Origin of the sequence: Flavobacterium potami (assembly GCF_020026915.1) — a bacterium.
In the GTDB taxonomy this organism is placed as follows: domain Bacteria; phylum Bacteroidota; class Bacteroidia; order Flavobacteriales; family Flavobacteriaceae; genus Flavobacterium; species Flavobacterium potami.
This window is the reverse complement of record NZ_JAINUY010000002.1, coordinates 528024-550375: the sequence shown is the minus strand read 5'-3', so window position 1 is coordinate 550375 and position 22352 is coordinate 528024. Positions and strand designations below refer to the sequence as shown.

Sequence of the window (22352 nt, the reverse complement as noted above, 5' to 3'; positions counted from 1 at the left end):
ACAATGCATATATATAATTTACAGATACTTCATCTAATCTATAAAAACAGATTCAAGATAGTAGCGAATACGGTCAAAGAATAGGAATTTCATCGCAAAATAGCGCATAAACAAACGATTTATTTTGTAGTTAGAAACACCTTTACTATCTTTCGCATTGTTTAAAATAAAAACCTTATACATTTTAAAGATGTTAGAAGAAAAGAATGATAACCTGCAAGAAGCAGACGGAAAATCTGGAATCGAGACAAATGATTCAACAACAAATGATGCAATTGAAGTATCTCAGTCTGAAATTCCTAATGAAGACTCAAACTCAGAAACTGAAAATGAAGTAGAAAACAATCAAAATCTTCATCAGGAAGCATTAGATGTAATAACTAATTCAAATGCAGAGGAAAGCGAAGACGAAACTTTAAAGGAACGTCATGATATCCCTATCCAGGATTACAATACATTTTCTTTAGATGCTTTGGTTGATGAACTTAAAAAATTGGTCAATATAGACAAGGTAATGTCTGTAAAAGATCATATCGAAGAAATCAAAAAAGCTTTTCTATTACAATATCATCATCTTATTGAGGAGAAAAAAGAAGAATTTCTTGCCTCAAATCCAGATCCTAATGAAGAATTTGAATACCATTTGCCTCTAAAATCTAAATTTGATGAATATTATAATGTTTTTAGAGAGAAAAGAAACACTCATTTTAAACACCTACAGACCAATCTAAAAACAAATTTAGATAACCGTCTGGCAATCGTCGAAGAACTAAAAGAACTGATTAATCCGCAGGAAAACATCAAGGATACTCTGAAACATTTTAATGAATTAAGAGAAAGATGGAAAAATGCTGGTGCAATTCCAAAAGACAAATACAATCACGTTTGGAATAATTATCATTTTCATGTTGAAAATTTCTACGATTATCTTCATTTAGACCGTGAAGCCAGAGATTTAGATTTCAAACACAACTTAGAATTAAAGCAAAAAATAATAGCACGTGTCGAAGAATTAGTAAACGATGCCGATATCAATAAATCTTTCCGTGAATTACAGGATTTACATAGAATTTGGAAGGAAGAAATAGGTCCGGTTTCTAAAGAACACCGTGATACTATCTGGAATCAATTCAGCGAATTGACGAAAAAGATTCACGACAAAAGAGAAGTTTTGTTTGAAAACCAAAGAGCTAACGAACAGCAAAATCTTGAAATTAAAAAAGGAATTATCGCTAAAATCGAAGTTTTAGGAACTGAAAAAGTAAACTCTCACTCACAATGGCTTGTACAAATTCAAAAAGTAGAAGAACTTCGAAATGAGTTTTTTGCAGCTGGAAAAGTACCGTCAGAAGTAAATGAAGAGACTTGGGCTGCTTTTAAAACGGCTGTTAGAAATTTCAATGCTTTCAAAAACTCATTTTACAAGGACATTAAAAAAGACCAAAACGATAATCTAAATAAAAAAATGGCTCTTGTTACAAAAGCCAAAGAATTACAAGAAAGCACAGATTTTTCTGCCACAACACCAATAATGAAGCAAATTCAGGAAGAGTGGAAACAAATTGGTCATGTTCCGAAAAAATATTCAGATAAAATCTGGAAAGAATTTAAAGATGCCTGCAATCATTATTTCGACAAATTAAAAGAACATAAATCGGAAGAAAACAGCGAAGAAGTAGCAGCTTTTGACAATAAAAAAGCCTATTTAGATACGTTAAGAGCATTTCAATTAACAGGAGACCACAAAACCGACTTAGACGCTATAAAAGCACATATTGAAACCTGGAAAGGATTTGGAAAAGTTCCATTTTCAAGAAGACATATCGAGGGCAAATTCAATAAAATCTTAGATGCCCTTTTTGAAAAACTAAGTTTGAGCAAAAAAGAATCTGAAATGATGCGTTTTGCAAACCGTATAGATTCTTTATCAGACAGTAACGATACGCGTAAGTTAGATAATGAAAAGATTTTTATTATGCGTAAAATTGAAGAGGTACAAAATGAAATTTTCCAATTAGAAAACAACATTCAGTTTTTTACGAATACTAAAAACGCTAAAAAAGAAAATTCTATAGTTACCGAAGTTCGAAAAAACATTGCTATTCACAAGGAAAGCTTAGAGGTTTGGAAAGACAAACTAAAGCAATTGAGAAACTTAGGACAAGAATAAATTCTTAATTTCAGAAAATTCCAATCCTATCTTCAGGATAAATTCCAAATTCCAATCTGAGTATTCCACTCAATTGGGATTTGGATTTTTTTTGTGATTTACTTTCTCCTAACAAATTAATAAAGCTTTACTGCAAAATTTTAGTTATATTTGATAGATTACGAACTATTGAAAATCAAACAAATAACAAATTATTCTATTAATCTTAATAACTATTAAAATGAAATTTACAAGAAAAGCACACGCCAACTGGAAAGGAACCGGTATGGAAGGAACTGGAACAATCAGTACACAAAGTACTACTTTAGATAACGCACAATTATCTTTCAAAACGAGATTTGCTGATGGAGTTGGAACAAATCCAGAAGAATTGGTCGCAGCAGCTCATTCAGGATGTTTTACTATGCAATTAAGCTTCCTTTTAAATGAAGGTGGATTTACGGCAGACGATTTAACAACAGAAGCTACTGTTACTTTTGAAGATGGTACGATAACATTAATCCATTTGGATTTAAAAGGTAAAGTTCCGTCAATTTCTGCAGAAGAATTTGAAAAAACAGCAGCTAAAGCGAAAGAAATCTGCCCGATTTCGAAATTATTAAATACAACTATTACTTTATCTGCAACCTTGCTTTAAAAGTTTATATTAAGCATAAAAAAAACCATCCCGTGGCGGGATGGTTTTTTCTTATTTGTGATTCGTTAAATTAGTTCATCGTAGCTTTTAAAGCTTTTGCTTCAGCAGTCATTTCTAAAGCTTTATAAACTCCTAATAACGTTTTAGCAACGTCATCATTTTTAGGATCTAATTCATTTGCTTTTTTAAGGTAAGGAATAACTCCTCTGAAAACGCTTTCTCTTTGAGCTTTTAAAACGTCGTAACGTTTCATATCTTTAGCAGAAGTACCCAATTTATTCATCTCATCAATAATCGGTTTCTCAGCCTCTAATTTTAAAGCTGCAAGATTTAAATAAGCATTTGCATAGTTAGGATTAATTTCGATAGCTCTTAAATAATATTTCTCTGCATCAGCATTGTTTTTTGCACCAGCGCTGATTACACCTAAATTAAATACTAAATCAGCATTGTTTGGATCTTTTTCTAAAGCTTCACCAACTAATTTTTTGTAAGTATCGAAATCTTTAGTTTCTAAATACAAATTAGCTTCTGTTAAAATTAGTGAAGTATCTTCCGGATTTGCTTTTCTTGCATCAGCAATTGCTTTTTTAGCATCTTCTGTACGTCCTTTTTGAACTAAAATTAAAGCTAAATTTTTGTAGATTTCTCCTCTTTTAGATGGAATAGCTTCTGTTTTAGGTTTTTCGTGAGTACCTAATTTAATTGCTAAATCTCTATCTTTCGCACTACTAAAGTTATCTTCATTTCCATTAGCTTTATTAGTAGCAAGGAACAAAGTTCCTTTTCCAGAATAGTTTAATTTTTTCAACTCCTCATACATTGGCAATGCAAGATCAAAATCTTGTGAATTTACCGCTGTAGAAGCAGCATAGTATAAATTGATCGTATCTTTTTTATCTAATTCATACGCATCGTATAATTTTTTTGCACCTTCTTTATGCTTGTTAGCTTGAGTATCAGCAATTGCCGAGTTAATCAACAATCCTTTGATATTTGTAATTGAAGTTGCAGCATCTGTTGAATACTTTTGTTTTCCAGAAGCTTTTTCAACCTCAATTAACTTTTTGTAGCTTTCAGCTGCTAAAGATAGATTTTTACTTTCTTCTACTTTTTTGTTTGCAAGATCTAAATAAGCATTTCCTTTTACGAAATAAAATTGAGCCTGCTCAGTATCTTTAGCATTTACAATAATATTTTCTGCGCCAGTCAGGATTGTGATTGCACCTTGAGCATCTCCTCCTTTTAAAGCTTTTTCAGCACTTTTAATTTGATCTTTCTGAGCAAAAGAAGCTATCGAGATCAATAAGGCTGAAGCAAGTACTACATATTTACTTTTCATAGTGATTTTTATTTGTATTTAATTTTTAATCTTATTATTATTCCTCAGAATCTTCGTCATCTCCTTCAGCATCATCTTCCTCTTCAACTTCTTCCTCTTCAGAGTCGTCATCATCTTCCGCAGTTCCTTCATCTTCCAGAACTTCCATGTCAGGCTTAACTCTTTCGATAGCAGATTCGATTACGTTTCCGTCTTCATCAACAACAACTTCTTCTGCATCATCTTTCATTACTTTTGTAACGGCAGCGATAGAATCTTTTCCTTTTAGGTTAATCAATCTAACACCTTGTGTAGCACGTCCCATTACACGTAGATCTTCAATTGCCATACGAATTGTTAATCCAGATTTATTGATGATCATCAAATCATCAGCATCAGTTACAGCGTTAATAGAGATTAATTTACCTGTTTTTTCGGTAATATTAAGCGTTTTAACCCCTTTACCACCACGGTTTGTAATTCTGTACACATCTTCTCCATCATCATCAACTAATTTCGTACGTTTTCCGTATCCGTTTTCAGTTACAACTAAGATCTGAGATGTAGCGATATCGTTTTTATCAACAGTAACCATTCCGATTACTTCGTCAGTTTCATCTTTTAAAGTAATTCCACGAACTCCAGAAGCCGTTCTTCCCATCGGACGTGTTTTTGTTTCCTCAAAACGAACCAATTTTCCAGATTTAACAGCCAAGATAATTTGACTTTCTCCGTTTGTTAACTGAGCTCCAATCAATTCATCTCCTTCTTTAATTGTAATAGCAGCAACTCCATTTACCCTTGGTTTAGAATATTTCTCTAAAGAAGTTTTCTTTACCTGGCCTTGTTTCGTTACCATTACAAGATTATGTGTATTGATATAATCTTTATCTTTTAGATCTTGCGTACAAATGAAAGCTTTTACTTTATCATCACTTTCAATATTTACAAGATTCTGAATTGCTCTTCCTTTTGCAGTTTTACTTCCTTCAGGAATTTCATAAACACGCATCCAGAAACATTTTCCTTTTTGCGTAAAGAACATCATATATTGGTGATTTGTCGCCACAAACATGTGCTCTAAGAAATCTTGATCTCTTGTTCCAGCACTCTTCTGTCCAACTCCACCTCTATTTTGAGTTTTGTATTCAGATAAGTTAGTACGCTTGATATAACCTGCGTGAGAAATTGTAATTACTACATTTTCGTCAGCAATTAAATCTTCAATACTTACATCACCTCCAGAATATTCGATTTGAGAACGTCTTTCATCACCATATTTATCACGGATTTCAGTAAGCTCTTCTTTAATCAAATCAATTCTTAAATTAATATCTGCTAATAAAGCTTTTAAGTGCTCGATTAATTTCATTAATTCATCATACTCAGCTCTCAATTTATCTTGCTCCAGACCTGTCAACTGACGAAGACGCATCTCAACAATTGCACGAGCTTGAATGTCAGACAATTTAAATCTTTCGATTAACTTCTCTCTTGCTTCATCAGTATTTTTAGACCCTCTAATTAACGCAATTACCTCGTCAATATTGTCAGAAGCAATGATCAATCCTTCTAAAATATGCGCTCTTTCTTCTGCTTTACGCAATTCAAATTGTGTTCTTCTAACTACAACATCGTGACGGTGCTCAATAAAGTAGTGAATCATGTCTTTTAGATTCAGCAATTGAGGACGTCCTTTTACTAATGCAATATTATTTACACTGAAAGAAGATTGTAATTGAGTATATTTATATAAAGTATTCAAAACTACGTTTGGTGTAGCGTCGCGCTTAAGGATATAAACGATACGCATACCGCTTCTATCCGACTCATCACGGATATTGGCAATACCTTCAATTTTTTTATCATTAACTAAATCAGCAGTACGCTTGATCATCTCGGCTTTGTTCACCTGATATGGAATCTCAGTAACGATGATACATTCTCTACCATCAACCTCTTCAAAACCAACTTTAGCACGCATTACAATACGCCCTCTACCCGTTTTAAAAGCTTCGCGAACACCCTCATATCCATAGATAATACCTCCCGTTGGAAAATCAGGAGCTTTGATATGAGTCATTAATTCATCTACTTCAATATCATTATTATCAAGATAAGCCAAAGTACCGTTGATAACTTCAGTTAAATTGTGTGGTGGCATATTGGTTGCCATACCAACCGCAATACCTGTTGCTCCATTTACCAATAAAGTAGGAACTCTTGTAGGCATTACTTTTGGCTCATATATAGTATCATCAAAGTTCAATTGAAAATCAACCGTTTCTTTTTCGATATCTGCCATAATTTCCTCAGAAATCTTACGCATTCTAGCCTCAGTATAACGCATTGCTGCAGGACTGTCACCATCAACAGAACCAAAGTTACCCTGACCATCAACTAATAAATATCGCATACTCCATTCTTGAGCCATACGAACCATCGCGTCATAAACAGAGGTATCTCCATGCGGGTGATACTTACCCAGAACCTCCCCTACGATTCTCGCAGATTTTTTGTGGGCAGATCTTGATGTTACACCTAAATCATACATTCCGTAAAGAACTCTTCGGTGCACTGGTTTCAAGCCATCTCTAACATCAGGAAGTGCTCTCGATACAATTACAGACATCGAATAATCGATGTAAGCTGATTTCATTTCATCTTCAATGTTAATGGGAATTAACTTTTCTCCTTCAGACATAAGTTGTTATGTTTAAATAATTATATTAGTTTCAAAGCGAGCCAAGATACGTCTTTTTAAAATTTTTTCAGCTATTTCCTTACACTTATTTAAATGATTTATTAACAACTTTAATTTGGCTTTTAGTTAATAAATTAAGCGTTTTTTAACGCTTTTATTGCCTTTTTATTCGTCTATTAGCTGACAGGCATTCTTGAAGGGTACGGTTTTTGTTTTTAAATCAGTAATTCATTAAATTTACAATACCAATTATATATTATGGATGATAATTTTTCACCAAGAGTAAAAGATGTTATTACGTACAGTAAAGAAGAGGCTCTTCGTTTGGGTCACGACTTTATTGGTACAGAACATCTTATGCTGGGCATTTTAAGAGATGGTAACGGAAAAGCTATTCATATACTTAATAACCTAGCAGTCGATTTAGATCATTTACGCAGGAAAGTAGAAATACTGAGTCCAGCCAATCTGAGCGTTGAAGTCAATGCAGAAAAGAAAAATCTTCACCTTACCCGACAGGCCGAAAGAGCCCTGAAGACCACTTTTCTAGAAGCAAAAGTATTTCAAAGTTCGTCGATTAGCACAGCTCACCTGCTATTATGTATCTTACGCAACGAAAACGATCCAACAACCAAGCTATTGAATAAACTAAAAATAGATTACGACATAGCTAAAGAACAGTATTTAAATATGACTCCGAACGAAGAAGAATTCTTAGAAAACTTGCCAAGAAACGAATCATACAATGATGATTCAGGACAAGATGACAGTCTTAAAGAAAGTAGCTTTAATAATCCCGCCAATAAGTCAAACAAAAAATCAAAAACTCCGGTTTTAGATAATTTTGGGAGAGATTTAACAGAAATGGCGGAAGAGGGAAAACTTGACCCTGTTGTAGGACGCGAAAAAGAAATTGAACGTGTTTCTCAAATTTTAAGTAGAAGAAAAAAGAACAATCCACTTCTTATTGGAGAGCCTGGAGTTGGTAAATCTGCGATTGCAGAAGGATTAGCACTACGTATTATTCAAAAGAAAGTTTCTCGTATTCTTTTCAACAAACGTGTTGTTACCTTAGATTTAGCCAGTTTAGTTGCTGGAACTAAATACAGAGGACAATTTGAAGAAAGAATGAAAGCCGTTATGAATGAGCTTGAGAAGAATGATGATATCATTCTTTTTATTGATGAAATCCATACTATTGTAGGAGCTGGTGGAGCAACAGGTTCGCTTGATGCTTCAAACATGTTCAAACCTGCATTAGCAAGAGGTGAAATCCAATGTATTGGTGCTACTACTCTTGATGAGTACAGACAATACATCGAGAAAGACGGTGCTTTAGAAAGACGTTTCCAAAAAGTAATTGTAGAACCAACTTCTGTTGAAGAAACAATCGCTATTTTGAATAACGTAAAAGACAAATACGAAGATCACCACAATGTAACTTATACACCAGAAGCTATTGAGGCTTGTGTTAAACTTACAGATCGTTATATGTCTGAGCGTTTCCTACCAGACAAAGCTATCGATGCTCTTGACGAAGCAGGATCTCGTGTACATATTACCAATATTGACGTCCCTAAACAAATTTTAGATTTAGAACGCCAATTGGAAGAAGTGCGCGAAATGAAGAATATGGTAGTTAAAAAACAGAAATATGAAGAAGCTGCCAAACTTCGCGATGACGAAAAACGCATCGAAAAAGATTTAGCTGTAGCGCAAGAACAATGGGAAGAAGATTCTAAAAATAACAGAATTTTAGTTACTGAAGATAATGTAGCTGATGTTGTTTCTATGATGACTGGAATTCCTGTAAACAGAATTGCTCAAACAGAAAGTAATAAATTGGCTCAATTACCAGAATTAATTCAGAACAAAGTAATTGGTCAAAACGAAGCTGTTTTGAAAATTGCTCGTTCTATTCAACGTAACAGAGCTGGACTTAAAGATCCAAACAAACCAATTGGTTCATTTATTTTCTTAGGTCAGACTGGTGTTGGTAAAACACAATTGGCTAAAGTTTTAGCAAAAGAATTGTTTGATTCTGAAGATGCTTTAGTTCGTATCGACATGAGTGAATACATGGAGAAATTCGCGATTTCTCGTTTAGTTGGAGCGCCTCCGGGATACGTCGGGTACGAAGAAGGTGGTCAATTGACTGAGAAAGTACGTAGAAAACCATATTGTGTTGTTCTTTTAGATGAGATCGAAAAAGCGCATCCAGATGTATTCAATATGATGCTTCAAGTTTTAGATGATGGATATTTGACAGATAGTTTAGGTCGTAAAATTGACTTTAAAAACACAATCATCATCATGACATCTAACGTTGGTGCTCGTCAGTTGAAAGATTTTGGACAAGGTGTTGGATTTGGAACTGCTGCAAGAACTGCTCAGGCTGATGAAAACTCAAAAAGCATTATCGAGAACGCTTTGAAAAAAACTTTTGCTCCTGAATTCTTAAACAGAATTGATGACGTAATTGTATTTAACGCATTAGAGAAAGCTGACATTGATTTGATTATCGAAATCGAATTGAAAAAACTATATTCTCGTATTGCTGAGTTAGGATACAAATTAAGCTTAACCGATAAAGCAAAAGCATTTATTGCAGACAAAGGTTTCGATAAGCAATTTGGTGCAAGACCTCTAAAAAGAGCCATCCAGAAATATGTTGAAGATTTACTTGCAGAAGAAATCATTACTTCAAAAATACATTCTGGTGACGAAATTATGATGGACCTAAAAGATGATTCACAAGAATTATCAGTAGAAATTCACAAAGCTGAAGAGCCGACTAATCAATAAATTAGTCAAATTTTATAACATTAATAACACACCCGTTACGTTTTCATAACTTAACGGGTGTTTTTTTTGGATAATTTACTATCTTTAGTAAAAGCAAATAGCTATTTTTGAATTTAATTCTATAAAATAAAAAAACGAATATGCTTCAAAACAAAGTCATTTTAGGTAGCGAAGAATGGTGCTCATTTCCAGAACTTGGAATCCCGACAATCAAGGCTCGTGTCGATTCTGGTGCCAAAACTTCGGCAATGCACGCTTTAAACATAGCTCCTTTTATAAAAAATGATGCCAATTGGGTTAAATTTGATATTAATCCGATTCAGAATAATATTAAAACTGTTATTCATTGCGAAGCTCCATTGGTTGACAAAAGAATCGTTAAAAGTTCTAGTGGTTTTAGAGAACACCGCTATGTTATTCAAACTAGCCTAAAAATTGGCGACACAAAATGGCCAATCGAAATGACTTTGACTAATCGCGATTCTATGGGTTTTAGAATGCTTTTAGGACGCGAAGCCATGAGCGGAAGAGTTTTGGTCGATCCTGAACAAAAATATCTTTTAGGACAGCCGACAGCAGAATCTCTAAAAGAATTATACCAAAATTCTGAAAAAGCAAAAACAGGTTTACGAATCGGACTTTTAGCAAGTAACCCGGAATTATATAGCAACAAAAGAATCATGGAAGCCGGCGAGATGCGCGGGCACGAAATGCATTTTCTAAATATTAAGGAATGCTACATGAAATTGGATGCTAAAAAACCTGAAATTCACTACAGAGGTGGAACAATTTTAAATGAATTTGATGCTATTATTCCGAGGATTCGTCCAAGTATTACCTTTTACGGTTGTGCTTTAACGCGTCAGTTTGAAGCTTTAAAAGTTTTTGTTTTAAATTCAGCCACAGCTATCACGCAATCTCGTGACAAATTATATTCATTACAATTATTATTGAATAGCGGAATCGATATTCCAACAACAGGATTTGCTAATTCTCCGCTTGATACAGACAACTTAATCAAAATGGTAGGTGGTTCACCTCTAATTGTAAAATTATTAGAAGGAACACAAGGAAAAGGCGTTGTTTTAGCCGAAACCAAAAAAGCAGCAGAAAGCGTAATTAATGCCTTTAAAAGTTTAAACGCCAATATCTTAGTTCAAGAATTTATTAAAGAAGCAAACGGTAAAGACATTCGTTGTTTTGTAATCGACGGAAAAGTAGTTGCCGCCATTCAACGTGAGGCTATGCCAGGCGAATTTAGAGCTAATATTCATTTAGGCGGAACAGCTTCTGTCATCAAAGTAACGGCAGAAGAGAAAAAAATCGCCATTAAAGCCGCAAAAGCTATGGATTTAAAAGTAGCTGGAGTTGACATCATTCGATCTTCTAAAGGGCCTTTATTACTAGAAGTAAACTCTTCTCCTGGTTTGGAAGGAATTGAAGGCGCAACTAATAAAGACGTCGCTGGAGAAATGATCAGGGCGATTGAAAAGAATTTCAAATTGTAATTAACTTCATTTAAACTTAATTACACATAAATATTTTAGCAGCTTTGTCGAAGTTTAAAACTTTGGCAAAGCTTTTTTATTTAACTTTAAAATAAAAAAATGAATTTCCCTTATCAAGATATCGTTTTAAGAAGCATAGCCGTTTATTTTTTCATGACGATTGTTTTGCGAATATTCGGCAAAAAAGAACTTTCACAATTAAATACTGCCGATGTAATTCTGATTTTACTAATTAGCAACTCGGTTCAAAATGCGATGGTTGGCCCCGACACTAGTTTGACAGGTGGTTTGATTGCAGCATTGGTATTATTCATAATCAACTTCATCATAAAAAAGCTAATCCACAGATACAAAGTTGTTGGCGACCTACTATTAGACAAACCCCAAATTCTGATTCACGATGGAAAATTAGACTTTAAAACCCTAAGTAAACTTGATATTTCTGACGAAGAATTAAAAGAAGCCATGAGAGAACATGGAATTGAATTTTTTAAGAATGTCAAACTAGCCATGCTGGAAATCGACGGAACTATTAGCATTATCTCCGAAGATCAGAAAAACTTAAAACAAACACATTATAAGCGGAGACATAATCGAAAGAATCTACAGAAATTCTAAACTAAAAAATCATAAAAACAAAAAAGCTGATTTCAAATTGAAATCAGCTTTTTCTATATTAATGCGATTAATTTCACATCCAAAAAAAAAAAAAAAAAATCTAGATAAATACGCTTAAAACGAAGTAAACCATACCAGCTAAAATAGCTGAAATCGGAATAGTTAAGATCCAAGCCCAGATTAAGCTTACTGTAACTCCCCATCTAACAGCAGATACACGTTTTGTTAATCCAACACCAATGATAGAACCAGTGATGGTATGTGTTGTACTTACTGGAATTTTTAAGTGCTCTGTAAAGTAAAGCGTCAAGGCTCCTGCAGTTTCAGCTGTAACTCCTTCAAACGAACTTACTTTAGTGATTTTAGAACCCATTGTTTTCACAATTTTCCAACCACCACTTAAAGTTCCGGCTGCAATTGCAGAATAACAAGCCAAAGGAATCCAACCAGGCATTACACCTTTAATACCTAAATCTTCGTTTGGCAAAACAACATCCAACCAAGAATCCATATGAACACCTGGATTAGTATTGATATAAACCGCTACAGCAGCAGCAATAATACCCATTACTTTTTGAGAGTCATTTCCACCGTGACCTAAACTAAAGGCTGCAGAAGATAGTAATTGCATTTTTTTCAAAGCAGCATCTGCCTGATGTAAGTTTAAGCTACTAAAAATCAAACAGAATGCACTTACTGTCAAAACAATAAAAGCAACTAAAAACCATTTAATATTATGCGGTTCAAAAGCTACACTCCAAAAGTGTGATTCGAAACGAGGTTTTTCAATTTCAGAATAAGGTTTGATCAAGAAGCATACAAACAAAACAGTAGCAATCATTAAAGCCACAGTAAAGATTTTTGGCCCAATGTTTTTACGTGAAGCATTTAACAACCAAATAGAAATCAAGTAAGAAGCTATGGCTCCGATTAAAGGTGCCAAAACAATAAAGGCAATAATAATGATTACCCCAGAAGGCATACCACCATCTTTTCCTGCTTTATACCAACTTACAATTTCATACCAATAGTGTGTTGCTCCATCAGCTCCAACATAACCAGAAAACCCGTGAACTGCAATTGCATGTGCAACTGCTGCACCAGCAAAACCTCCGATAAGAGTATGCGAAGAACTCGAAGGAATTCCTAACCACCAGGTTAGTAAGTTCCAACAGATCGCTGCTATTACACCGGCAAGAATTACTACAAGGTTAATTTCCATAGTGTGCGCTGTCTTGGCAACAGTATCGGCAACACCAAATCCAAAAACCCAATAAGCTAAAAAGTTAAAAAATGCTGCCCAAAGAACGGCCTGAAAAGGCGTAAGAACCTTTGTCGCAACAACAGTCGCTATAGCATTTGCCGCATCGTGAAAACCATTGATGTAATCAAAAATTAAGGCTAATACTATAATTAATAAAAGTAGCGTCATAAAATTATAACTTCAGATTGAAAAATTGAATTAAGAATGTTTTACAGAAATAGATTCTAGTATGTTCGCAACACTCTTACATTTGTCTGTTGCTGATTCTAAAACAGATAATACCTCTTTATATTTGATAATATTTTTAGCATCTGTTTCGTTTTCAAAAATTTCAAAAACTGCTTTGTTATATACATTATCAGATTTGTTTTCCAGTTTGTTAATTCTGGCACAAGCTTCTTTAATGATGTTGATATTTTTTAAGTTGCTTAACTCTTTTACAGCACTGTCGATATTCTGACAAGCTTCAAGGTTAATTTCGGTCATTTTTCTGATAGATTTTGTAATCTTATCAACCTGATACAACTTCATACGGCTTGCAGCACCATGAAGATAATCTGCAACGTTATCAATAGAAGTAATTAATGTGTGAATATCTTCTCTATCAAACGGAGTGATAAAGTTTCTACTCAATTCCAAATTGGTTTGACGTGTAATGTCTTCACCTTTTTGCTCTAATTCGTCAATTTTTTGAAAAAGAACTTCTCTTTCTTTTAATGGTAAATTTACAGCTTCGTGTAAGTTAGAAGCTAATTCAATTAGATTGCTTGAAGCTTCTTCAAAAAGTGGAAAGAATTTTTTGTCTTTCGGCACTAAAAATTGGAAAATACTGTTTATTGACATTTGTTTATTTTTGATAGCGCAAAATTACCCTCATTATGAGTTTTCAGTGTTAAGCCATTGTTAACAAATCGTTTTCAATTTGAAAACTCGAAAGGAATAAAACCGTGTTTTCTATGTCATTATGTAAGATTCTGTCTTCTTTCACCAAAGGCACCACTTCTCTATAACTATTCAAAAACATTTCGATAAAATCACTTGATTTTAGCGGTTCTCTATACGCAATTGCCTGAGAAGCATTTAACAACTCAATTGCCAAAATACGCTCTAAATTATCTAAAATTCGTAAGGCTTTTGTAGCTCCGTTTGCCCCCATACTTACGTGATCTTCTTGACCGTTACTTGAAACAATACTATCAATACTTGCCGGTGTTGCCAATTGTTTGTTTTGGCTCGCAATACTTGCTGCAGTATATTGCGGAATCATAAATCCTGAGTTTAATCCTGGATTATCAACCAAAAATGCAGGAAGATTGCGTAATCCTGAAATCAACTGATAGGTTCTTCTCTCCGAAATGCTTCCTAATTCTGCCAAAGCAATTGCCATAAAATCTAAAGCTAAAGCTAAAGGCTGTCCGTGGAAATTTCCTCCAGAAATAATTTGATCGGCTTCAATAAAAATATTAGGATTATCGGTAACCGAATTGATTTCTGTTTTAAATACTTTTCGAACATAATCGATCGCATCTTTCGAAGCGCCGTGAACTTGCGGCATACAACGGAAAGAATATGGATCTTGAACATGTTTCTTTTCTTGAGCGATAATTTCGCTTCCGTCTAAGAATTCAGTAATTCTCTGAGCAGTTACGATTTGTCCTTTGTGCGGACGTATATAATGTATCAATTCGTTAAACGGCTCAATCCTTCCATCAAAACCTTCTAAGGAAATTGTTCCGATTAAATCGGATAAGTATGAATATTTATATGCTTTAATTAAAATATGCGCTCCATAAGCACTCATAAACTGCGTTCCGTTTAATAAAGCCAAACCTTCCTTTGACTGCAAAACAATTGGTTCCCAATTAAAATACTTTAAAACTTCAGCCGAAGCCATTTTCTTTCCTTCAAAAAGAACAACTCCTTCAGCAATTAATGGTAAAGATAAATGTGCCAATGGCGCTAAATCTCCAGAAGCTCCAAGTGAACCTTGAGTATATATTATAGGAAGAATGTCATTATTATAGAAATCAACCAATCGCTGTAAAGTAATTAACTGAACTCCTGAATGTCCATAACTCAAAGATTGAATCTTTAGCAACAACATCATCTTTACGATTTCAGCAGGAACTTCCTCTCCTGTTCCGCAAGCGTGAGATTTTACTAAATTTTCCTGAAGTTTAGATAAATTTTCGTTTGAGATTTTTACACTATATAAAGAACCAAATCCTGTATTGATTCCGTAGATTGGCGCTGTATGCGAGGCCATTTTTTTATCCAAATAATCACGGCACTTCTGAACATTCACTTTTGCCTCTTCAGATAATTCAAGCATCTTATTATGAGCTAAAATTTCTTGTAATGTTTCTAAAGTAATGGTTTCAGTACTTATATAATGAATCTCTCTCATGATTATTTTAAATTTAAGACGTCAAAATTCAACAAATCAATATTAAAAAGCAACATTTTATCACAATAATTAAAATCTGACTTAACAGCATTCCTTTGTTTTATTAAATAAATAAAACCTAATTTCAGCTTTTCAAATGGTTTATGACAAGTTTTTAGTTAAAAACCAATTCATTGTCTAGGTTTTACATCTAAAAAAACAAACATCAAATCTATCAAAACTTCAATTTAGCTTATCTAATTTTAACAAATACTCAATATTGATTTTTTGAAATTTGAATTATTAAAATATTCGCAAAAAGACTAGAAGAGTTTTTAATCCTACTTAAAAACTGTACTTTTGAAAAATCAAAAATGAAAAGTAACAGCATAAAATATCAATCTACAATGACGACTCCAACTGGAGTTGCAATTGCTGCTACCATTATTTCTACAACAACAACTACTACCCCTTAGGGGTATACATTTTTACATATAATCCTAGGTTATCTATACTTTTTTCTTGAAAGAAGAATGGTATTGGATACATAAAAACTATTGCATCAAAAAAAAAAATATCATAAAATGAAAGTATTAAAATTTGGCGGAACTTCGGTAGCCAATGCTCAAAATATAAAACTCGTTCTCGAAATTGTCAATCAAAAAGCAAAACAAGATCAATTAGTTGTTGTAGTTTCTGCTCTTAGCAAAGTGACAGATTTATTGCAATCAGCAGCCGCAAAAGCAGCCGCAAACGACGAAAGCTTTAGAGATGTTGTTGCAGAAATCGAGAAAAAACACCTTGACACTTTAAAAGAACTAATTCCTGTTAGTGAACAAAGTAGTCTTTTAAGTCATGTAAAAAGAATCATCAACCATTTAGAAACGCTATTAGACGGTTGTTTTCTTTTGGGTGAATTATCTCCAAGAACTGCGGATACTATTTTAAGTTTTGGAGAATTGCTTTCTTCTTTTATTATTGCAAAAGCTTATCAGCAAATTAACAATGATGCGGTTTACAAAGACAGTCGTGAATTAATCAAAACAGATAATAACTTTGGAAAAGCTGCTGTTAACTTCGAAGTTTCAAACCAATTAATAAAAGAATATTTTGCTCAAAACGAAGCAAAAATCAATATTCTGCCGGGATTTATCGCACAGACTTTAGACGGAATCACTTCGACTTTAGGACGCGGCGGATCTGATTATACTGCAGCAATTATCGCAGGAGCACTAGATGCTGAACAACTAGAAATCTGGACTGACGTAAACGGAATGTTTACTGCAAATCCTAAAATCGTAAAACAAGCACAGCCAATTGCTAATATCTCGTATCAGGAAGCAATGGAATTGTCGCACTTTGGTGCAAAAGTTTTATATCCACCAACAATTCAGCCGGTTTTAAGAAAAAATATTCCGATTTTAATCAAAAACACTTTTGAACCAGAAGCAGAAGGAACTTTAATTTCTGATACTGTTTTATCAAAAGATACTGTTGTAAAAGGAATTAGCCATATTGATAACATTTCACTTTTAACGCTTGAAGGTCCAGGAATGATTGGAGTTGCGGGTTCTTCTCGACGTTTGTTTGAAGTATTATCTCAGGAAAAAATCAACGTAATTTTTATTACTCAGGCTTCTTCAGAGCATTCCATTTGTATCGGAATTTTGAATTCTGATGCGGATAATGCTGAAGCTGCGATCAATAAAGCTTTTGAAATCGAAATTTCTCAGAACAAAATTGATCCTTGTTACGTAGAAAAAGACCTTTGCATTATTGCTTTGGTGGGTGAAAACATGAAAAATCACCAAGGTTTAAGCGGAAGAATGTTCAGCACTTTAGGGAAAAACAACGTAAACATTCGTGCGATTGCGCAAGGTGCTTCTGAAAGAAACATTTCGACTGTAATTAACGAAAGAGACGTTAAAAAAGCGTTGAATACATTACACGAAAACTTCTTTGAAGAAAACACAAAACAGCTGAATTTATTTGTAATGGGGGTTGGAAATGTAGGTGAGAAATTCATCGAGCAAATCCACAACCAGAAGAAATTCTTGAAAGATGTTTTAAAGATTAATGTTCGCGTTATTGCTTTATCGAATTCAAGAAAAATGGTATTTGATGAAGACGGAATCTCTCTAAAAAGTTGGGATGCCGCTTTAAGCGAAGGTGAACCGGCTAGCATTGAAGAATTCATCAAAAAAGCAAAAGAACTGAATTTACGTAACAGCATTTTTGTAGATATTACGGCAAATGCAACAGTTTCTGAAGCTTACGAGAAATTCTTAAAAGAAAGTATTGCCGTTGTAACTTGTAATAAAATTGCTTGTTCTTCTGCTTACGACAATTATAAAAAACTAAAAAGCTTATCACGTCAATACAACGCTCCTTTCTTGTTTGAAACGAATGTTGGTGCGGGATTACCAATTATCGATACCGTAAAAAATCTGATTGCATCTGGAGATAAAGTGCATAAAATTCAAGCGGTTTTATCTGGAAGTTTAAACTTTATTTTCAACAATTTTGATGAAAATAATTCTTTCCACGATGTGGTAAAAGAAGCTGGAGTTCAAGGTTTCACAGAACCAGATCCAAAAATCGACTTAAGCGGAATCGATGTGGCTCGTAAAATCTTGATTCTTATTCGCGAAAGCGGTTACGAAATGGATATTGATGCCATTGCAAACGAATCGTTCTTGCCTGCAGAATGTCTTGCAACAACAAACAACGACGATTTCTTTGCTTCGTTAATCAAACATGCATCTCATTTCGAGAACATTTACAAAGAAGCTCTAGCAAAAGATTCAAGATTGAAATACGTAGCGCAGTTCGAAAACGGAAAAGCAAGCGTAGGACTTCAATTCATTCCAAAAGATCATCCTTTCTACAACTTAGAAGGAAAAGACAATATCGTGCTTTTCTACACAGATCGTTACGTAGATCAGCCTTTATTGATCAAAGGAGCTGGTGCCGGCGCAGCGGTTACGGCTTCAGGAATTTTTGCGGACGTTATTAGAATTGGAAACATATAAATTTTTGTTTCAGGTTTGAAGTTTAACCGCAAGGCACGCAAAGGATGACGCAAGGTTCGCAAAATCTTTTTTCTTTGCGAACCTTGCGAAAAAACCTTGCGGACTTTGCGGTTAAGATCGCAAAGTTTGGCAACTTGAAACTTTAAACCTGAAACCTGAAACAACCAAAAATGAAAGAAATAAAACTTTTTTGTCCCGCTACAATTGCAAACCTCTCATGCGGATTTGACGTTTTGGGACTTTGCTTAGACAATGCGGGTGATGAAATGATTGTTCGAAAATCAGATCAAAAAGGAGTTCGAATTACTAAAATCGTGGGTGCCGATTTGCCTCTTGAAACAGAGAAAAACGTTTCAGGTGTGGCGGCTTTGGCGATGTTAGCAACTTTGGACGAATTGGATTTCGGATTTGAAATTGAAATTTATAAAAATATAAAAGCAGGAAGCGGAATCGGAAGTAGTGCTGCAAGTTCTGCCGGGGCGGTATTCGGAATCAACGAATTATTGGGAAGACCATACTCTCGTAAAGATTTGGTTCAGTTTGCGATGCAGGGCGAAAAATTAGCGAGTGGAAATGCGCATGCTGATAACGTTGCTCCTGCCCTTCTTGGTGGATTTACTTTGGTAAGAAGTTACGATCCTTTGGATATTATCAGAATTGACAGTCCAGAAGAATTGTATGCAACGGTAGTTCATCCGCAGATTGAATTGAAAACTTCTGACGCTCGTTCGGTTTTAAAACAAAACGTTTCCCTAAAAAGCGCCATCATGCAATGGGGAAATGTGGGCGGACTTGTAGCGGGTCTTTACACCAAAGATTACGAGTTGATTGGAAGATCGCTTCATGACGAAATCGTAGAACCTTTAAGAAGTGTTTTAATTCCAGGTTTCGACCAAATCAAACAAACAGCTTACGAAAACGGTGCTTTAGGTTCTGGAATTTCAGGTTCTGGTCCGTCGATTTTTGCTTTAAGCCGAGGAAAAGAAACCGCAGATCAAATCGCAAAAGCCATGAGCGAGGTTTACGAAAAAATGAATTTGCCGTATGAAATTCACGTTTCGAAAATTAATCCAGACGGCGTACGAATTTTGTAAAATAAGTAATTAGCTCTTAGTAATTAGTCCTTAGCAGAAAAGTTAAAGACTAATTACTAGGGACTAATTACTAAGAACTTAATAACAATGAAATACTACAGTTTAAATCATAATGCCCCAAAAGTTTCTTTTCAGGAAGCTGTAATACAAGGATTAGCGAGTGATAAAGGATTATATTTCCCGGAAAGCATTACGCCACTTGATCCTTCATTTTTTGATAAAATCGAAAGTTTAAGCCACGAAGAAATTGCTTATGAAGCAATTAAACAATTCGTTGGCGACGAAATACCTGCAGAAAAATTAAAAGAAATCATCGCTGAAACTTTAGTTTTTGATTTTCCTGTCGTGAAAGTAGAAAACGGAATCTATTCGTTAGAATTATTCCACGGACCAACAATGGCGTTTAAAGACGTTGGAGCGCGATTTATGTCGCGTTGTTTGGGTTATTTCAATAAAGACAAAAAAGACGCTAAAAATACCGTTTTAGTAGCGACTTCTGGAGATACGGGAGGCGCAGTTGCCAGCGGATTTTTAGGCGTTGATGGCGTTGATGTTGTCATTTTATATCCGTCTGGAAAAGTGAGCGACATTCAGGAAAAACAATTGACGACTTTAGGACAAAATATTAAAGCGCTTGAAGTTGATGGTGTTTTTGATGATTGCCAGGATATGGTGAAAAAAGCGTTTTTAGATGAAACTTTAGCGCACAAAAACCTGACTTCGGCGAATTCTATCAATATTGCGCGTTGGTTGCCACAAATGTTTTATTTCTTCTTTGCTTACAAAGCATTGAAGAGCCAAAACAAACCTTTGGTTTTCTCTTGCCCAAGCGGAAACTTCGGAAATATCTGTGCTGGAATTATGGCAAAAAAATTAGGTTTACCAATTGAACATTTTGTTGCTTCGACAAACGTAAACGACACGGTGCCAAGATTCTTAGAAAACGGAAAATACGACCCAAAACCTTCTAAAGCGACAATTTCTAACGCAATGGACGTTGGAAACCCAAGTAACTTTATTAGAATTCAGGAATTATACAATAATGATTTAAAGGCTTTTGAAAAAGATTTCTCTTCGTACAGCTACACAGACGAAGAAACACTAAAAGCCATGAAACAAATTTACAATACCGACGGTTACATTGCAGAACCTCACGGTGCGGTTGGTTATTTAGGTTTGAAAAAAGAGCTTGAAAAATACCCGAACGCTATTGGTATTTTCTTAGAAACCGCTCACCCAATTAAATTCTTAGATGTGGTTGAACCGGCGCTAGGAATTACGCTTCCAATTCCAACACAAATTAAAAGTGTTATTAATGAGGAGAAAGTTAGTGTGAAGATTGGGACTTATGACGAGTTGAAAGCTTTTTTGGGGTAACCGATTTGTTTTTATAAAAATTAAAAGCCAGAATGGTAAAATATATTTTTACAATTCTGGCTTTTATCAATTATATAATTTATAAGTTTGATAAAAATCATTTTCCCTCAGATGAAAAAACTAATTAGCCTTCTTATTGCTTTTCTTCTTTTATCGTGCAAAAAAGATAAAATTGACTTACCTCCTCTTTTGGAAAACATTCTACCCTCTTCTTCTGAAATGCCTTTTAATCTGATTTTATCTGAAAATAAATTTCCGAATAAAATCAAAAAATTCTATCAATTGCAAAATCAAGATACATTGAACATTCTTGAATTTGATAAAAACAAAAATCTAATTTTTAAGTATTACAAACAATATGTAGATGAAACTTGGAATGGCAAATTTATCTACATGATAGAAGCCAATATTTATGATAATAATAAGCTTATAAAAACGTATTATTTACATTCGAATACGGAGTATGAAATGTTTGAGTATTATTATGATGGTGACAATATTAAAGAAATAAAATCTTCTCTCTTAGGTTATACAAAAGGTTATAATAACAATCCACACTTACTTATAAAGAAATTAAAAGACTACCCAAGTTGCATTGATTTTATCAAGAAAATAGAAACCGAAAATAAAAAAAGACCCAATTACGTTGTTGAAAGAGAATTTTCAAACCACGAAATCAAAGAATATTTCAATTTCTCAAATAATAAGGATAAAGAATCGTACAAGTTGTATATCCTAAATAAAAACAATAAAATTCAGAGAATCGAAAATTTTGCAAAAAATAAAAAATGGGACATAAATACCAAATACTTCGAGTATGACAAATTCAATAAGTTAAAAAAGGCATACTCCATAAATAAAAAAGGTGATACGTTAAAAAGTACTGAATACGATTATAAAAGCCCAAATAAAATTGTAATCAGAAAAGAGAACAATATTGAAATCTCAAGAAAAGAATTTAAAAAAAACACCTTAATACGATACCATTATAAAGGGGCAGACGGTTCTTATTTTGGATTTGAAAAATATTATCTTGATAAATTTGGCATTCCACTAAAAATCATCAAAAAGACAAATGAGATTGACACCATTTATAATTTAAAGAATTATTATACTTTTTACAAGTAAAGCGCCTTTCTAGCGCTAACGTAAAGAGCTTGAAAAATACCCGAACGCCATTGGTATTTTCTTAAAAACCGCTCACCCAATTAAATTCTTAGATGTAGTTGAACCGGCGCTAGGAATTACGCTTCCAATTCCAACACAAATTGAAAGTGTTACTAATGAGGAGAAAGTAAGTGTGAAGATTGGGAGTTATGAGGAGTTGAAGGATTTTTTAGTATAAAATTATATTACAATAATAAAAATGGCTGAAATAAATTTCAGCCATTTTTATTTGTTTATATCTGATCACTTCTTCTATTTAAATTTTGATT

Annotated in this window: 15 protein-coding genes; 10 read left to right on the top strand and 5 right to left on the bottom strand. The window is 34.0% G+C overall.

Annotated features, from left to right (window positions below; translation table 11 throughout):
• The first annotated feature begins 190 nt into the window (after positions 1-190).
• Positions 191-2170: a DUF349 domain-containing protein gene (locus K6T82_RS08225; protein ID WP_223705452.1), complete on the top strand. Its 1980-nt coding sequence runs from the start codon at positions 191-193 to the stop codon at positions 2168-2170.
• A 220-nt stretch (positions 2171-2390) separates the two neighbouring features.
• Positions 2391-2807, top strand: a complete 417-nt coding sequence (locus K6T82_RS08220; RefSeq protein WP_184164718.1) for an OsmC family protein — start codon at positions 2391-2393, stop codon at positions 2805-2807.
• A 70-nt stretch (positions 2808-2877) separates the two neighbouring features.
• Here K6T82_RS08220 and K6T82_RS08215 read toward each other — a convergent pair whose 3' ends face one another.
• Positions 2878-4149 (bottom strand): tetratricopeptide repeat protein, encoded by a 1272-nt coding sequence (locus K6T82_RS08215; protein WP_223705451.1) that lies wholly within the window; start codon positions 4147-4149, stop codon positions 2878-2880.
• A 37-nt stretch (positions 4150-4186) separates the two neighbouring features.
• Entirely contained in the window at positions 4187-6832 is a 2646-nt protein-coding gene (gene gyrA, locus K6T82_RS08210) for a DNA gyrase subunit A (protein ID WP_223705450.1), read from the bottom strand.
• A gap of 258 nt (positions 6833-7090) precedes the next feature.
• Here gyrA and K6T82_RS08205 point away from each other — a divergent pair, with 258 nt between their 5' ends.
• From K6T82_RS08205 to K6T82_RS08195, 3 genes are all read left to right on the top strand, one after another.
• Positions 7091-9637: an ATP-dependent Clp protease ATP-binding subunit gene (locus K6T82_RS08205; protein WP_223705449.1), complete on the top strand. Its 2547-nt coding sequence runs from the start codon at positions 7091-7093 to the stop codon at positions 9635-9637.
• 140 nt (positions 9638-9777) lie between these two features.
• Positions 9778-11145, top strand: coding sequence for a 30S ribosomal protein S6--L-glutamate ligase (gene rimK / locus K6T82_RS08200; RefSeq protein ID WP_223705448.1), 1368 nt, complete (start codon positions 9778-9780; stop codon positions 11143-11145).
• A gap of 99 nt (positions 11146-11244) precedes the next feature.
• A complete protein-coding gene (locus K6T82_RS08195) occupies positions 11245-11763 on the top strand; it encodes a DUF421 domain-containing protein (RefSeq protein ID WP_223705447.1) in 519 nt (172 codons plus the stop codon).
• Positions 11764-11863: 100 nt separating this feature from the next.
• Here the strand turns inward: K6T82_RS08195 and K6T82_RS08190 are convergent, their stop codons facing one another.
• Genes K6T82_RS08190 through hutH form a run of 3 tightly spaced genes read right to left on the bottom strand, consistent with a single transcriptional unit; the run spans position 11864 to position 15434 of the window.
• The gene (locus tag K6T82_RS08190) at positions 11864-13195 is read right to left on the bottom strand and encodes an inorganic phosphate transporter (RefSeq protein ID WP_223705446.1); all 1332 of its coding nucleotides are present in this window, start codon (positions 13193-13195) and stop codon (positions 11864-11866) included.
• Between the two features lie 30 nt (positions 13196-13225).
• Complete coding sequence (locus K6T82_RS08185; RefSeq protein WP_223705445.1) at positions 13226-13870, bottom strand: DUF47 domain-containing protein; 645 nt, start codon at positions 13868-13870, stop codon at positions 13226-13228.
• A 49-nt stretch (positions 13871-13919) separates the two neighbouring features.
• Positions 13920-15434: a histidine ammonia-lyase gene (gene hutH / locus K6T82_RS08180; RefSeq protein WP_223705444.1), complete on the bottom strand. Its 1515-nt coding sequence runs from the start codon at positions 15432-15434 to the stop codon at positions 13920-13922.
• A gap of 563 nt (positions 15435-15997) precedes the next feature.
• On the opposite strand from hutH, the gene thrA reads away from it, so the two are divergent.
• From thrA to K6T82_RS24800, 5 genes are all read left to right on the top strand, one after another.
• Complete coding sequence (gene thrA / locus K6T82_RS08175) at positions 15998-18445, top strand: bifunctional aspartate kinase/homoserine dehydrogenase I (RefSeq protein WP_223705443.1); 2448 nt, start codon at positions 15998-16000, stop codon at positions 18443-18445.
• A gap of 170 nt (positions 18446-18615) precedes the next feature.
• Positions 18616-19539 carry a homoserine kinase gene (locus K6T82_RS08170; RefSeq protein ID WP_223705442.1) on the top strand — a complete coding sequence of 308 codons (924 nt, stop codon included), beginning with the start codon at positions 18616-18618 and terminating at the stop codon, positions 19537-19539.
• Positions 19540-19626: 87 nt separating this feature from the next.
• Positions 19627-20916 carry a threonine synthase gene (gene thrC, locus K6T82_RS08165; RefSeq protein WP_223705441.1) on the top strand — a complete coding sequence of 430 codons (1290 nt, stop codon included), beginning with the start codon at positions 19627-19629 and terminating at the stop codon, positions 20914-20916.
• A 111-nt stretch (positions 20917-21027) separates the two neighbouring features.
• A complete protein-coding gene (locus K6T82_RS08160) occupies positions 21028-22044 on the top strand; it encodes a hypothetical protein (RefSeq protein WP_223705440.1) in 1017 nt (338 codons plus the stop codon).
• Between the two features lie 49 nt (positions 22045-22093).
• Positions 22094-22261 (top strand): hypothetical protein, encoded by a 168-nt coding sequence (locus K6T82_RS24800; RefSeq protein ID WP_476702582.1) that lies wholly within the window; start codon positions 22094-22096, stop codon positions 22259-22261.
• Positions 22262-22352: the final 91 nt, after the last annotated feature.

What these genes read in the sequence shown, in the direction of transcription:
- K6T82_RS08225 (WP_223705452.1), top strand. Translation starts at nt 191, where the DNA reads ATGTTAGAAGAAAAGAATGATAACCTGCAAGAAGCAGACGGAAAATCT.
- K6T82_RS08220 (WP_184164718.1), top strand. Translation starts at nt 2,391, where the DNA reads ATGAAATTTACAAGAAAAGCACACGCCAACTGGAAAGGAACCGGTATG.
- K6T82_RS08215 (WP_223705451.1), bottom strand. Translation starts at nt 4,149, where the DNA reads ATGAAAAGTAAATATGTAGTACTTGCTTCAGCCTTATTGATCTCGATA.
- gyrA (WP_223705450.1), bottom strand. Translation starts at nt 6,832, where the DNA reads ATGTCTGAAGGAGAAAAGTTAATTCCCATTAACATTGAAGATGAAATG.
- K6T82_RS08205 (WP_223705449.1), top strand. Translation starts at nt 7,091, where the DNA reads ATGGATGATAATTTTTCACCAAGAGTAAAAGATGTTATTACGTACAGT.
- rimK (WP_223705448.1), top strand. Translation starts at nt 9,778, where the DNA reads ATGCTTCAAAACAAAGTCATTTTAGGTAGCGAAGAATGGTGCTCATTT.
- K6T82_RS08195 (WP_223705447.1), top strand. Translation starts at nt 11,245, where the DNA reads ATGAATTTCCCTTATCAAGATATCGTTTTAAGAAGCATAGCCGTTTAT.
- K6T82_RS08190 (WP_223705446.1), bottom strand. Translation starts at nt 13,195, where the DNA reads ATGACGCTACTTTTATTAATTATAGTATTAGCCTTAATTTTTGATTAC.
- K6T82_RS08185 (WP_223705445.1), bottom strand. Translation starts at nt 13,870, where the DNA reads ATGTCAATAAACAGTATTTTCCAATTTTTAGTGCCGAAAGACAAAAAA.
- hutH (WP_223705444.1), bottom strand. Translation starts at nt 15,434, where the DNA reads ATGAGAGAGATTCATTATATAAGTACTGAAACCATTACTTTAGAAACA.
- thrA (WP_223705443.1), top strand. Translation starts at nt 15,998, where the DNA reads ATGAAAGTATTAAAATTTGGCGGAACTTCGGTAGCCAATGCTCAAAAT.
- K6T82_RS08170 (WP_223705442.1), top strand. Translation starts at nt 18,616, where the DNA reads ATGAAAGAAATAAAACTTTTTTGTCCCGCTACAATTGCAAACCTCTCA.
- thrC (WP_223705441.1), top strand. Translation starts at nt 19,627, where the DNA reads ATGAAATACTACAGTTTAAATCATAATGCCCCAAAAGTTTCTTTTCAG.
- K6T82_RS08160 (WP_223705440.1), top strand. Translation starts at nt 21,028, where the DNA reads ATGAAAAAACTAATTAGCCTTCTTATTGCTTTTCTTCTTTTATCGTGC.